The following is a 12,420-nucleotide window of genomic DNA, read 5'->3' as shown; positions in this document are numbered from 1 at the left end:
ACCACGCCCTCCGATTTAACGGGGGCTTGGAATATCAGGAGCGATTGTGACCCCCGACACCCTCGTCGTCGACATCGCGCCAGAAGTCGGTGTCGTACTGGGTGTCGGGAATGGTGATCTTTTCGCCGGAGTGCTGCTCAGTGGCTCGCGCCAAGTCCAGCTCCGAAACATCGGTGTCGAGTAAATCGACATCGCTGATGATGCGGTCGGCGTCGATGACGATTCGGCGCATCGCCGGACTGTCGCCGTAGCGCGACCTCAAGGAGCTCACGCACCGCCGCAAATCGCCGATGAGATCGTGCAGTTCGGCGAGTTCAGTCGTGGTGGACAAGGGATCTCCTAGGGGCTGAGGATGTCAAGAATCACATATGACTTTCGATACTATCCATCGTGCAGGACTGACGTCGGACAGATGACTCGCCGAGATCGCGGAGCAAACACATGACAGGTCAGGCCGATGCCGCGGAGCGCGCGGCGACGCTGCTGGAATTGCATCAACCCGGCAACCCGGTAGTGCTGCCGACCGTGTGGGATGCCTGGTCGGCGCGGCTGGCCACGGATGCCGGATTCGTCGCCCTGACCGTCGGCAGCCATCCGCTGGCCGGCTCCATCGGCAAAACCGACGCCGAGGGCATGTCCTTCGACGATGTGCTCACCCGCGTCGCCCAGATCACCACGGCGGTCGACGTTCCGGTGTCGGTGGACATCGAGTCCGGCTACGGCCAGCCAGCACAGCGGCTGATCGACGGCCTGTTGAGCGTCGGCGCCGTCGGGCTCAACATCGAGGACACCGTGCACGCCGAGAACAAGCGACTGCGGTCCGCCCGGGAGCATGCCGAATTGGTCGGCGCGTTGCGGTCGGCCGCCGATGCGGCCGGGGTGCGCGTGGTGATCAATGCCCGCACCGATCTGTTCCTGCGCAACGACGGTGACGATTCGGATCGCGTCGAGCGGGCCGTGGCACGACTGACCGAGGCGGCCGACGCCGGCGCCGACGTCCTCTACCCGGTTGGTCGACACGACCCGGAGACGTTGCGGCGCTTGGCAACTGAGCTGCCTTTGCCGATCAATGCGATCGCGCTGCCCGACCGAGACGACCCGGCGTCGTTCGGCCCGCTGGGTGTTGCCCGGATCAGTTTCGGCCCGTTCTTGCAATCCGCGCTGGCCGGCCGGGCCAAGGAGTTGCTGGCCCGCTGGGGCTGACCGGCTAGATCGGTTCCAGCATCCGGTGTGGCCGGCGCAGCGCGCGGCTGACCGGATCGTCGCGGTTCGGATCGTGTGGACGCCGTGGCGGGTGGACGATGAGATCACCGACCTCGGGGGTCTGCCCGCATTGTTGGCAGACGCGGTCGGGCCCGATCACGCCGCCGCATTCCGTGTGCTGATACGTGCGGGTCGGCTTGTCCAGCAGGTGCTCTCGGCCCCACGTGATCATCGACCAGATCAGTGGCCACAGCTGCATGCCCTTTGTGGTGAGCCGGTACTCGTTGCCATTCTTGGTCAGTACACCCTCGGCGACCAGGAATGCCAGCCGGTCGGCGAGCACCGCCTTGGGAATGCCGAGGTGGCTGTGAAGATCGCTGAACCGGCGCGCCCCGTAAAAGAAATCGCGCACGATCAGCAATGTCCACCGCTCGCCGACGATCTCCAGCGATCGTGCGATCGGGCAGTTCTCGTCGGGGTATTCACGGGGGAGAGCCACGGGTCGATACTACCCCTTGCTGGTTCATTCACCGAACCGCATAGTTCAAATCGTTAAGTTCGTTCACCGAACCATCGGATAGGCCGAGATGAAGGCAGTCAGCTACGACCGATTCGGTGGGCCGGAAGTGCTTGAGTACGTCGAACTTCCAGACCCGACGCCCGGGACTCGGCAGCTGCTGATCGAAACCGCGGCCGTCGGGGTCAATTTCCCCGACATCGCGTGTGCGCACCTGCTGTTGCAGGCTTCGACCACGCTGCGGGCCGGTGAGTCGCTGCTGGTGCACGGCGCGGCGGGGGGAGTGGGCAGCCTTGCGGTGCAGATCGGCAAGGCACTCGGCGCCGGGCCGGTGATCGGGACAGCCAGTACCGCGCAACGGCGCGAATTCGTCAAGGCGCTGGGAGCCGACGCGGCAATCTCCTACGACGAACCTGGTTGGACCGAGCAGGTGCGCGAGCTGACTTCCGGTCGCGGCGTCGACGTCTTGATCGAGTCGATCGGCGGAGAGGTTTCGAGCAAAACTTCGACGCGCTGGCTACTTTCGGCCGGTATCTGTTGCTCGGTTCCACTCGCGGACCCGGCGAGCCGTTCGCGCCGCGCCGACTGATGACCAGATCGCAAGCCCTGATCGGCTTCTACCTGCCGGTGTTCTACGACCGGCCGGAGCTGATCGGCAACGCGCTGCGCTTTCTGGCCGACGGCCTCAAGACTGGGCAGATCATGTCTCACGTCGACGAGGTGTTGCCCCTGAGCCAAGCCGCCGAGGCCCATCGGCGGCTGGAGCGCCGTCAAGTGCGCGGCGTCATCGTCTTGGACCCGACTAGCGAAATTTGAGGAATGCCATGACAAGTAGCGCGAAGACAGCGAAATTCAGTGTGGCCTCGCACACGATGAATCGCATCGACATTGCCACGGGTATCGAATTCGACGCGTTCATCGCGGCTTTCGAGGAGGCCGCACCACCGGTCGATCGGTCCGTGGTGCAGGAGATCGCCGAGCGGGGCGGCAGCTGGGACGACGTCCTTGCGGCCGCTGACGCCAACGGGCCGAACGGTCTGATGGTCTACGCGAAGATCAACGCACTGCCCTTTTTCAGCATTGCCGGCCATACGACGAAGGCAGTGGAATATCTGCTCGGCAACCACACAATCGCCGAGACGATGTACCGCCACGACCCGAAAGCCTTGCTATACGCGCCTTTACGTCTGCTGATCCACGCCGACACCGACGGCAATGCAATCTTCTCGATGGACCAGCCCGGCCCGGCGTTCGGCAGCCTCGGTATCACCGAGGTGACCAAAGTGGGTGAGAGCCTGGATCGCAAGGTGGCAAACCTGTTGCGATTGATCGGAATTGACGCGGATCAGGCATTCGCGCAGTAAGACGCCAACGTCGAGTTGTTGAGCGCTATCCTCGCGGTTTTGCCCAACAACTCGACGGTCGACGTGCTACTTGGCGATCTCGATGCGCTGCGCCTGGGTTCCGGCGTAGGCACCGGTGACCCGCACGCTCAACACACCGGCGTCGTAGGAGGCCTTGATGGCCTCGCCGGTGACATGCGCGGGCAGCTGGAACGAGCGGCGGAACGATCCGTAGCGGATCTCGCGCAGCGTCCGGCCGTCCGTCTCCTGGGCGTGGTCGTCGCGGTGCTCGCCGTGGATTACCAGGCGGCCCTTGTCGATCTCGACGTTGACGTCCTTGTCGACGTCGACACCGGGCAGTTCCAGGCGGACCACCGCGTCGTCGCCGTCCTTCACGATCTCGGCCGCGGGGTTAAAACCGCTGGTCACTGGCGTGTACCAGTCCGCCGCCGCGGCGGGGCCGAAAAAGTCGCGTAACCACCGGTCGGTGTTCCAGGCCGGGCGCGACCACACTGCGAGATTGCTCATGGCGTCTCCTTTTTGCTTGCTTGAACTTCATTGTGAGTGTGCTGTGGCCGGCTCCTTGCCGGCCGGCTATACAGACAAACTTGAGTTGATCACGCTAAAGTTCCACCTGCCCGTTCGCCAGGAGTGAACACACATCACACAGGAAGTTGTGAGGTGTGAGAGGCACGTCATACGAGCGATACATACGGCGAGTTTTCCTTAATTTCCGGCCTTTAGCCTCGAAGCATGACCCCAGCCCCCAATACGCGCGCGCACTGTGGTGCCCGTCACCTGGTTGTGGTCGGGCATGGCATGGTGGGCCACCGTCTGGTCGAGGCGCTGCGCGCCCGGGACGCCGACGGGTCCTGGTGCGTCACCGTTTTGGCCGAAGAGGCCGATGCCGCCTACGACCGCGTTGGATTGACCTCGTACACCGAAAGCTGGGACCGCGGCCTGCTGGCGCTGCCCGGCAACGACTACGCCGGCGACGAGCGGGTGCGGCTGCTGCTGAACGCACGAGCCGACGAAATCGACTGTGCGACAAAGTCTGTCGTCACCGTGTCCGGTGAGCGCTTCGAGTACGACGCCCTGGTGCTGGCCACCGGTTCCTACGCTTTCGTTCCTCCGGTTCCTGGGCATAACCTGCCCGCGTGCCACGTCTATCGCACCCTGGACGACCTCGACGCGATCCGCGCCGCCGCCGAGCGAGCCCGTGACGACGGTCACAATGCCGCCGGCGTCGTGATCGGGGGTGGCCTGCTCGGGCTGGAGGCGGCGAATGCCTTGCGACAGTTCGGGTTGGAAACACACGTCGTCGAGATGATGCCCCGGTTGATGGCCCAGCAGATCGACGAGGCCGGCGGTGCGCTGCTGGCCAGGATGGTCACCGAGCTCGGGATCGCGGTGCACGTCGGCACCGGCACCGAATCGATTGAATCCGTTGCGCGTGCGGATGGCTCGACGGCGACGCAGGTGCGGCTGACCGACGGTACGGTGATCGAGGCGGGTCCGGTGGTTTTTGCCGCCGGCATCCGACCGCGCGACGAGCTGGCAGTGGCGGCGGGCTTGGCGCGGGCCGAGCGTGGCGGCGTGCTCACCGATTTGTCTTGCCGGACAAGCGATCCCGACATCTACGCAGTCGGTGAGGTGGCCGCAATCGATGGCCGTTGCTACGGTCTGGTCGGCCCGGGCTACACCTCCGCGGAGGTCGTGGTGGACCGGTTGCTGGGCGGCGCAGCGGAATTCCCCGAAGCCGATCTGTCCACCAAGCTCAAACTGCTGGGCGTGGACGTCGCCAGCTTCGGCGACGCGACGGGTGTGACCGAGAACTGCCTCGAGGTTGTCATCAACGACGCGGTGAAGCGGACCTACGCCAAGCTGGTGCTCTCCGATGACGCCAAGACCCTGCTCGGTGGGGTGCTGGTGGGCGACGCTTCCACCTACGGGGTGTTGCGGCCGATGGTCGGCAGCGAGCTGCCGGGCGACCCGCTCGCGCTGATCGCACCGGAGGGGTCCGGCGGCGCCTCGGCTTTGGGTGTCGGCGCGCTACCGGATTCGGCACAGATCTGCTCGTGCAACAACGTCACCAAGGGCCAGCTGAAGTGCGCGATCGCCGACGGTTGCGGCGACGTCGCGTCCCTGAAGTCGTGCACCGCGGCCGGAACGTCGTGTGGGTCGTGCGTCCCGTTGCTCAAGCAGCTGCTGGAAGCCGAGGGCGTGGAACAGCCCAAGGCGCTGTGCGAGCACTTCAGCCAGTCACGCGCCGAGCTTTTCGAGATCATCACGGCCACCGAGATTCGTACCTTCTCCGGTCTGCTGGAGCGGTTCGGTCGCGGAAAGGGTTGCGACATCTGCAAACCCGTCGTCGCTTCCATCCTCGCCTCGACCGGCTCGGACCACATCCTCGAGGGCGAGCAGGCCTCGCTGCAGGATTCCAACGACCACTTCCTGGCCAACATTCAGAAGAACGGTAGCTACTCGGTGGTGCCCCGGGTGCCCGGCGGTGACATCAAGCCCGAGCACCTGATCCTGATCGGCCAGATCGCCCAGGACTTCGGGCTTTACACCAAGATCACCGGTGGCCAGCGGATCGACCTATTCGGCGCCCGGGTGGACCAGTTGCCGCAGATCTGGAAGCGCCTGGTGGACGGCGGCATGGAATCCGGCCACGCCTACGGGAAGGCGCTGCGTACGGTGAAGAGCTGCGTCGGCACCGACTGGTGCCGCTACGGCCAACAGGATTCGGTCCAGCTCGCCATCGACTTGGAGCTGCGCTATCGAGGGCTGCGGGCACCGCACAAGATCAAGATGGGGGTCTCGGGGTGCGCCCGGGAGTGCGCGGAGGCGCGCGGCAAGGACGTCGGCGTCATCGCCACCGAAAAGGGCTGGAACCTCTACGTCGGCGGTAACGGCGGCATGACTCCCAAGCATGCCCAGCTACTGGCCAGCGACCTCGACACCGAGACGCTGGTCCGCTACGTCGACCGGTTCCTCATGTACTACATCCGTACCGCCGACCGGCTGCAGCGCACCGCCCCGTGGGTAGACTCCCTGGACGGCGGTCTCGACCACCTGCGCGAGGTCGTGTGCGACGATTCCCTGGGTCTGGCCCAGGAATTCGAGGCCGCGATGGAGCGGCACGTGGCGAACTACGAATGCGAGTGGAAGGGCGTGCTCGAAGACCCGGACAAACTTTCGCGGTTTGTCTCCTTCGTCAATGCGCCCGACGAAATCGATTCGACTGTGACATTCACCGAGCATGCCGGGCGCAAAATCCCCGTGTCCATTGGCATGCCGCGGGTCCGTTCTTGAGTTCAGGAGGCAGAGCGTGACACTCGTCAACGACATCCAGGTGTGGACCACCGCGTGCAGCTACGACCACCTCATCCCGGGACGCGGAGTCGGTGTGCTGCTCGACGACGGTTCCCAGGCAGCGCTGTTTCGTCTGGACGACGGGTCGCTGCACGCGGTCGGCAACGTCGACCCGTTCTCCGGGGCGGCCGTGATCTCGCGTGGCATCGTCGGCGCCCGCGGCGGTCGTGCGACCGTCCAATCACCGATTCTCAAACAGGCTTTCGCCCTGGAAGACGGTTGCTGCCTGGACGACCCGCGGGTGTCGGTGCCGGTGTATCGGGTGCGCGTCACCGATGAGGGAGAAGTCCAGATCGCGCGACTGGCTGCCTAGCCGAAGGTGGCGACCCGCAGCGCCCGGCTGCGCCGCGCTTGCGATCGCCACTAGCCGATATCGCCGACCAGGTATCGCTGCATCGTCGGCCCGATGGCATCGATAAGTGCGTCGACCGACATCGAATGCAGTGGCTCAGAGCGCACTCCGTAGCGCATGATGCCGAGTCCGACCAGCTGCGAGGCGCACAACGACGCCCGCACCGCAGCCTTGTCGGCGCCCAGCAATTTCAGCACCGGTCCGAAAACCGGTCCGATGAACATGCTTTGCACAATCTCGGCGGTCTTGGCCATTCCCGTGGAAGCGATCGCACTGGCCGCGAACGGGCCACCACCGGCGGCGTCCCACGTGGTAATCAGCATGTAGAGCGTTCGGCGGCCAACCTGGTTGACCCCTCCGGTGATGATCCGGTCGATGAATTCCGGTGTGCCGAACGGCAACCGCAGCATCTTCGCGACCGGGTCGAGGAGCCCACGCGATGGCTCTTCGCGACTGGGCATGGTGCCAGGATCACCCGAGCGTGATCAAAGATCAAGCATTGCGGGCGTCGGCGCGCCCGCGCGGTATCGAAGTACGGGATGCCGGCCCGCCACCGGTACCGCCCTGCGGAATCGGCTCGCGATCAAACGGGCCAGCCGCGGATGGGTTCCCAGCGGTGCGCTGACCAGATCCGCGCCGCAGTTGCGCAGCTTGTCCTGGAACAGCCCCTCGGCGAGGAGATAGGAAGCGACCGCGACGCGGCGCGCACCGTCGGCCCGCGCTATCTCGACGGCTTCGGTAATCGGTGGATCGCCAATGGCCGCAAATCCCAGGGCAACTCGTGATCCGGTCAGCGCGGACAACAGCGTCGCGGTGGTGTGCAGATCCCCGCGGGCAATCGGGTCCGATGTTCCAGCCGCCCCCAGGATCACCGAATCCCCAGGGCGCCAACCGGATTTCATCAGCTGGTCGGCGAGGATCCGAGTGATCTCCCCACCCGGGCCCAGCGCGGGCGTCACGATGACATTGGGATGCCCGCTGGCCATCACGTGGGCGGGGATATCGGTGCGGACGTGGTAGCCGCGGGACAGGAATGCGGGCACCACGACGGTCCGGCGGCCGCCGGACCGCGGAAAGTACCTCGCTGGGTGTGGGGCCCAGGACGTCGACGAAGGCAACCCGTACCGCACGGCCGAGCTGCCTGCTGACCTGTGCCGCCAGGTCGCCGACCATCGCGACACCGCCGGTCCGGCGGGTGCCGTGTGCGGCGAGGATCACGCTCACGTCGTCACCACCGGCTCGTCGATCGCGAGCCGGTAACCGCGCTTGACGACCGTTGCGACAATGTTCTTGTCGCCCAACGCAGTTCGCAGTCGCAGCACGGCCGTATCGACGGCGTGCGGGTCGTTGCTGTTGCCGGGCAGTACCCGTAGCAGATCGCCGCGGGCGACGACGTCGCCGGGACGCTGCGCCAGCGCCCGCAGCACCGCCATGCCGGATCCGGACAGCGATTGGACCGAGCCGTCGACCAGCACGCAGTTGCCGCGGATCTCGACCGCGTGACCCGCGGCATTGACATTGCATGATCCGAGCTGCGGAAGCTTCTCGGCGATGTGGCGGGCCAAGGCACCCAACCGCATTCGTTCGGGCGCCGACGTCGGAATACCCTTGCGGTGCAAAGGCTGTGCCGTGACCGGGCCGACACACATCGCGTGCACATCGGTGCACAGTGCCTCGATCACCTGACTTTCGATGTTCAAGTCGCGGCTGCGTTCCAGGACCGCCGCCGCGGCGGGCGCCGGGGTAAAGCTGACCGCGTCGAACTGGCGTCGCGCGATTCCCGTGACCAGTTGGTCGAAGTTGCCGCCCAAAGGCGTGGACTTCCACCGATACACCCGGATTGGCACCACGTCGGCGCCCGCGGCGCGCAGGCCGCCGATGAACTCCGGGAACGGGTCCCACGCGTCGGCGGTGCCATGTAGTTGGACCGCGATACGCGAACCGGACAACCGCGATTCGAGCAGGTACTTGAGAAGCTCTTGGGAGGACTCAGATTTCGGCGACCACTCCTCGTGCAGGCCGGCGGCGCGCAGCGCCCCTTTCGCCTTCGGCCCGCGGGCCAGCACCCGCGCCTTGGACAACGATCCGATGAGCTGGTTCGACAGGCCCCAACCCTCGGCGGCGGCCACCCAGCCGCGAAATCCGATCCCGGTGTGCGCGACCAGGATGTCGGGCGGATCGGCAATCACCGCTTCGGTATTGCTCTGCAGTTCTTCGTCTTCCGGCATCGCGATCATGTTGATCGCGGCGGCGCTGGAGACCTCAGCGCCTTGACGGCTCAGCAACGCGCACAGCTCCTCGGAGCGGCGCGCCGAGGTGACCGCTATCCGATAGCCGGTCAGCGGTGGTGAGGCGGGCTGCTCCATACGACCTGTGTATGCCTGTGAGGTTTCCATGCCGTTACCTGGCGATTGCTTGGGCATTGCCCATGTTGCGGGGATTGTCACACCGGAGCTGGCTCCGGTGTGAGCACCGAATTCGGTGCGGGCAACGTCGACTCCGGGCGTCGCACATACATCCTCCACGTCACGATCGCCGCGACAACATAGGAGACCAGAAACAGCCAATACGCCGACGTCTCGGTGCCGCCGTGCAGGTAGGACTCGCGCAGCGCCAAGTTGATTCCGACGCCGCCGAGCGCGCCGACCGCCGAGCAGATACCGATCAGCGATCCCGACTTGGCGCGCGACCACCGCCGGCGCTCCGCCTCGCCGACATCCAGCGACCGACTGCGCGCCTCGAACACCGACGGGATCAGTTTGAACACCGACCCGTTGCCCATTCCCGACAGCACGAACAGAACAATGAACCCGATGACGTAGCCGACCATTGCGGCCGACGACGTGGTGCCGCTGCGGTCCCCGGCCGTGCTGATGCCCACGAGCAGCCCGGCGCCGACGATCATGCCCGCCAGGACGCCCAGGGTGACGCGGCTACCGCCGCGGCGGTCCGCCAGCCGACCACCGTAGATGCGGGCCAGCGAGCCCAATAGCGGCCCGACAAACGCGATTTGAGCCGCATGCAGCGACGCATGAGCGGCGCTTTCGCCGTGGGCCCCGAAGTTCACCTGCAGGACCTGCCCGAACGCGAAGGAAAAACCGATCCAGGAGCCAAAGGTGCAGATGTAGAGCAGCGAGATCACCCAGGTGTCGCGGTCGAACACGGTCGAGCGCATGTGGTTCAGCTCGACGCCGTGCTCGAGGTTGTCCATGAACAGCGCCGCCGCGATGCCGACCGCGGTGAGCAACACCAGGTAGACCGCGCACACCCAGTACGGCGCCTGGTGGCCGGCGGTGGCCAGCGCCAGCAGGCCGGCCAATTGGATCACCGCGACACCAAGATTGCCGACGCCCGCGTTGATCGCCAGCGCCGTGCCCTTGAGTCGTTGCGGGTAGAACGCGTTGACGTTGGCCAGCGACGCGGCGTAGTTGCCGCCGCCCAGCCCGGTCAGTGCGGCGCAGATCACATGCGGCCACAACGGCAGGCCGGGATTGGCCAGCAGGACGATGGTCCTGCGGTCGGGATCAGCAGCACGAACGCCGAGAACACGGTCCAGTTGCGGCCGCCGAACTTGGCGATGCCCAGGGTGTAGGGGATGCGGGCGCAGCCGCCGACCAGCGTGGCAACGGCGCCAAGGAGCAACTTGTCGCTGGCAGAAAAGCCATAGACCGACATCGGCATGAACAGCACCATCACCGACCACAGCGTCCAGATAGAGAAGGCGACATGGTCGCCGGCCATCGTGCACAGCAGGTTGCGGCGAGCGACCTTGTCGTTGCCTGCCTCCCAGGCAGCGATGTCGTCGGGATTCCAGTCCGTGATGCGGTGGCTGCCGACCATGCGATCTGCACCTTTCGTGAACGAGTGGTCGAAATCGTCTGGACGTCAACCAGTTCGGCCCATCGTTGGGAAAAGCTGTGGTGAGCTAGGTAATCAATGCCCTTGTCGGCGCTTCGAATTGATGAAGCATGCCTTAGTGTAATTCCGATGCTCACATTCGGAACCGAACTGCGTCAACTCATTCGGGCGGATATCGCCTGAAAGTTGAATTTCAGTTGTCTGGTAGATCCCTGAGGAGCCATCCGGGCAGCGACCCGGAGTGGGCTTTCGCTGAATTCGAGGTGATGTGCAATACATTTCGCGCCATCAGGGGTTATACGGTGGCGAGCCGAGCGCCCGGTGCGGCCTCCGGCGCGGTCACCTCGAGCGGACGGCGGACATAGACCACCCAGGTCAGCACCGAGGCGCCCACGTAGCACAACGTGAAGGCCCAAAACGCCGACGTCGCGGTGCCGCTGTGCAGATACGACTGCCGGAGCGCGAGATTGACGCCGACGCCACCGAGGGCGCCGATCGCACCGGCGAGTCCGATCAGCGCTCCAGACATCGAGCGAGACCACTGCCGGCGCTCCGCCTCGCCCATCTGCAGCAAGTGACTGCGCGCCTCGAAGATCGACGGAATCATCTTGTACACCGACCCATTGCCGATGCCCGACAGGATGAACAGTGCGACGAAGCCGACCACAAAGCCGACCATCGTGGCGCCCGAACTCCGGCCCGCGCCGTGACTACCGAAAGTGCTCGCGCTGACTAATATTCCGCCACCCAGGATCATCGAACAGAAGACCGCGAGCGTGACCCGCCCGCCACCGAGACGGTCGGCCAGCTTTCCGCCGTACACCCGCGATATCGAGCCCAATAGCGGACCCAGGAAAGCGATCTGAGCCGCATGCAGCGACGCTTGTGCCGTGTTCTCGCCGCTTGCAACGAAGTTCATCTGCAGCACCTGGCCGAACGCGAACGAGAAACCGATGAACGAGCCGAAGGTGCCGATGTAAAGCAGCGCGATCACCCAGCTGTGTGGCTCCGACAGCACCGCGCGCATGGTGTTGGTGTCGATGCGATAGTGCTGCAGGTTATCCATGTAGAGCGCGGCGCCGATACCGGCGATCGCAAGCAGCACAAGGTAAATGGCGCACACCCAGTAGGGCTCACGGTTTCCGGCGGCCGCGATCACCAGCAGGCCGACCAACTGAACCACCGGCACACCCAGGTTGCCGCCCCCGGCGTTGACCGCCAATGCCCAGCCCTTCAGGCGTTGCGGGTAAAACGCATTGATGTTGGTCATCGACGACGCGAAGTTGCCACCGCCCAGGCCGGCCAGCGCCGCGCACACCAGATAGGGCCACAGCGGCAGACCCGGGTGGGCCAGCAGCATCATCGTGCCGATGGTCGGGATCAACAGCACCAGTGCGGAGAACACCGTCCAGTTGCGCCCGCCGAACTTCGCGGTGGCGAACGTGTAGGGGAAACGCAGACACGCCCCGACCAGTGTCGCGGTGGCGCCGAGCAGGAATTTGTCCCCGGCGGAAAACCCGTACACCGACGTCGGCATGAACAGCACCATCACCGACCAGATCGACCAGACCGAGAAGCCGATGTGGTCCGCGGCCACCGACCAGATCAGGTTGCGACGGGCGATCTTGTCGTTGCCGGCCTCCCAGGCCGCCGTATCTTCAGGGTCCCAGTTCGAAAGGACATGCGAACGGCCCAGCGAGAGTCTCATACCGATAACGCTAAGAATCCATTGTTGCCCGAGCGATGCCCGCAATGACCCGGGCGTGAAT

Annotated in this window: 12 protein-coding genes and 2 pseudogenes; 6 read left to right on the top strand and 8 right to left on the bottom strand. The window is 65.2% G+C overall.

Annotated elements, in window-relative coordinates; translation table 11 throughout:
* Window positions 1-34: 34 nt before the first annotated feature.
* Window positions 35-331 carry a hypothetical protein gene (locus G6N54_RS16450; RefSeq protein WP_163791042.1) on the bottom strand — a complete coding sequence of 99 codons (297 nt, stop codon included), beginning with the start codon at window positions 329-331 and terminating at the stop codon, window positions 35-37.
* A gap of 110 nt (window positions 332-441) precedes the next feature.
* Between G6N54_RS16450 and G6N54_RS16445 the strand changes: the two genes are divergently transcribed.
* Entirely contained in the window at window positions 442-1,203 is a 762-nt protein-coding gene (locus G6N54_RS16445) for an isocitrate lyase/PEP mutase family protein (protein WP_163791041.1), read from the top strand.
* Between the two features lie 4 nt (window positions 1,204-1,207).
* Here G6N54_RS16445 and G6N54_RS16440 read toward each other — a convergent pair whose 3' ends face one another.
* Entirely contained in the window at window positions 1,208-1,702 is a 495-nt protein-coding gene (locus G6N54_RS16440) for a winged helix-turn-helix transcriptional regulator (RefSeq protein ID WP_163791040.1), read from the bottom strand.
* An 88-nt stretch (window positions 1,703-1,790) separates the two neighbouring features.
* Between G6N54_RS16440 and G6N54_RS30625 the strand changes: the two genes are divergently transcribed.
* From G6N54_RS30625 to G6N54_RS16430, 3 genes are read left to right on the top strand one after another with little or no spacing between them, the layout of a single operon-like run.
* Complete coding sequence (locus G6N54_RS30625) at window positions 1,791-2,309, top strand: quinone oxidoreductase family protein (RefSeq protein WP_232072851.1); 519 nt, start codon at window positions 1,791-1,793, stop codon at window positions 2,307-2,309.
* Window positions 2,258-2,536 carry a zinc-binding dehydrogenase gene (locus tag G6N54_RS29925; RefSeq protein ID WP_332107599.1) on the top strand — a complete coding sequence of 93 codons (279 nt, stop codon included), beginning with the start codon at window positions 2,258-2,260 and terminating at the stop codon, window positions 2,534-2,536. Before G6N54_RS30625 ends, G6N54_RS29925 begins: the two co-directional genes overlap by 52 nt.
* 8 nt (window positions 2,537-2,544) lie before the next feature.
* Window positions 2,545-3,084 (top strand): DUF302 domain-containing protein, encoded by a 540-nt coding sequence (locus G6N54_RS16430; protein ID WP_163791039.1) that lies wholly within the window; start codon window positions 2,545-2,547, stop codon window positions 3,082-3,084.
* 66 nt (window positions 3,085-3,150) lie between these two features.
* On the opposite strand, the gene G6N54_RS16425 is transcribed toward G6N54_RS16430, so the two are convergent.
* The gene (locus G6N54_RS16425; protein ID WP_163791038.1) at window positions 3,151-3,591 is read right to left on the bottom strand and encodes an Hsp20/alpha crystallin family protein; all 441 of its coding nucleotides are present in this window, start codon (window positions 3,589-3,591) and stop codon (window positions 3,151-3,153) included.
* A gap of 225 nt (window positions 3,592-3,816) precedes the next feature.
* Between G6N54_RS16425 and nirB the strand changes: the two genes are divergently transcribed.
* Together nirB and nirD are read left to right on the top strand one after the other, a co-directional pair.
* The gene (gene nirB / locus G6N54_RS16420; RefSeq protein ID WP_163791037.1) at window positions 3,817-6,381 is read left to right on the top strand and encodes a nitrite reductase large subunit NirB; all 2,565 of its coding nucleotides are present in this window, start codon (window positions 3,817-3,819) and stop codon (window positions 6,379-6,381) included.
* 16 nt (window positions 6,382-6,397) lie between these two features.
* Window positions 6,398-6,754, top strand: coding sequence for a nitrite reductase small subunit NirD (gene nirD / locus G6N54_RS16415; RefSeq protein WP_163791036.1), 357 nt, complete (start codon window positions 6,398-6,400; stop codon window positions 6,752-6,754).
* A gap of 50 nt (window positions 6,755-6,804) precedes the next feature.
* Here nirD and G6N54_RS16410 read toward each other — a convergent pair whose 3' ends face one another.
* From G6N54_RS16410 to G6N54_RS16390, 5 genes and pseudogenes are all read right to left on the bottom strand, one after another.
* A complete protein-coding gene (locus G6N54_RS16410; RefSeq protein WP_163791035.1) occupies window positions 6,805-7,254 on the bottom strand; it encodes a TetR/AcrR family transcriptional regulator in 450 nt (149 codons plus the stop codon).
* Window positions 7,255-7,278: 24 nt separating this feature from the next.
* A pseudogene (locus G6N54_RS16405) lies at window positions 7,279-8,017 on the bottom strand (sirohydrochlorin chelatase).
* Window positions 8,014-9,159, bottom strand: a complete 1,146-nt coding sequence (locus G6N54_RS16400) for a uroporphyrinogen-III synthase (RefSeq protein ID WP_163791034.1) — start codon at window positions 9,157-9,159, stop codon at window positions 8,014-8,016. The pseudogene G6N54_RS16405 and the gene G6N54_RS16400 overlap by 4 nt, the downstream one beginning before the upstream one ends.
* 77 nt (window positions 9,160-9,236) lie before the next feature.
* Window positions 9,237-10,633, bottom strand: a pseudogene (locus tag G6N54_RS16395) (nitrate/nitrite transporter).
* 313 nt (window positions 10,634-10,946) lie between these two features.
* Complete coding sequence (locus G6N54_RS16390; RefSeq protein WP_163794776.1) at window positions 10,947-12,347, bottom strand: nitrate/nitrite transporter; 1,401 nt, start codon at window positions 12,345-12,347, stop codon at window positions 10,947-10,949.
* Window positions 12,348-12,420: the final 73 nt, after the last annotated feature.

This window comes from Mycobacterium stomatepiae (assembly GCF_010731715.1).
GTDB lineage: Bacteria > Actinomycetota > Actinomycetes > Mycobacteriales > Mycobacteriaceae > Mycobacterium > Mycobacterium stomatepiae.
Note: the sequence above shows the minus strand (reverse complement) of the source record. Positions and strands in the feature narration are given on the sequence as shown.

Coding starts and splice junctions, on each gene's coding strand:
- G6N54_RS16410 (WP_163791035.1), bottom strand. CDS start 7,254: ATGCCCAGTCGCGAAGAGCCATCGCGTGGGCTCCTCGACCCGGTCGCG.
- G6N54_RS16425 (WP_163791038.1), bottom strand. CDS start 3,591: ATGAGCAATCTCGCAGTGTGGTCGCGCCCGGCCTGGAACACCGACCGG.
- G6N54_RS30625 (WP_232072851.1), top strand. CDS start 1,791: ATGAAGGCAGTCAGCTACGACCGATTCGGTGGGCCGGAAGTGCTTGAG.
- G6N54_RS16430 (WP_163791039.1), top strand. CDS start 2,545: ATGACAAGTAGCGCGAAGACAGCGAAATTCAGTGTGGCCTCGCACACG.
- G6N54_RS16400 (WP_163791034.1), bottom strand. CDS start 9,159: ATGGAGCAGCCCGCCTCACCACCGCTGACCGGCTATCGGATAGCGGTC.
- nirB (WP_163791037.1), top strand. CDS start 3,817: ATGACCCCAGCCCCCAATACGCGCGCGCACTGTGGTGCCCGTCACCTG.
- G6N54_RS16445 (WP_163791041.1), top strand. CDS start 442: ATGACAGGTCAGGCCGATGCCGCGGAGCGCGCGGCGACGCTGCTGGAA.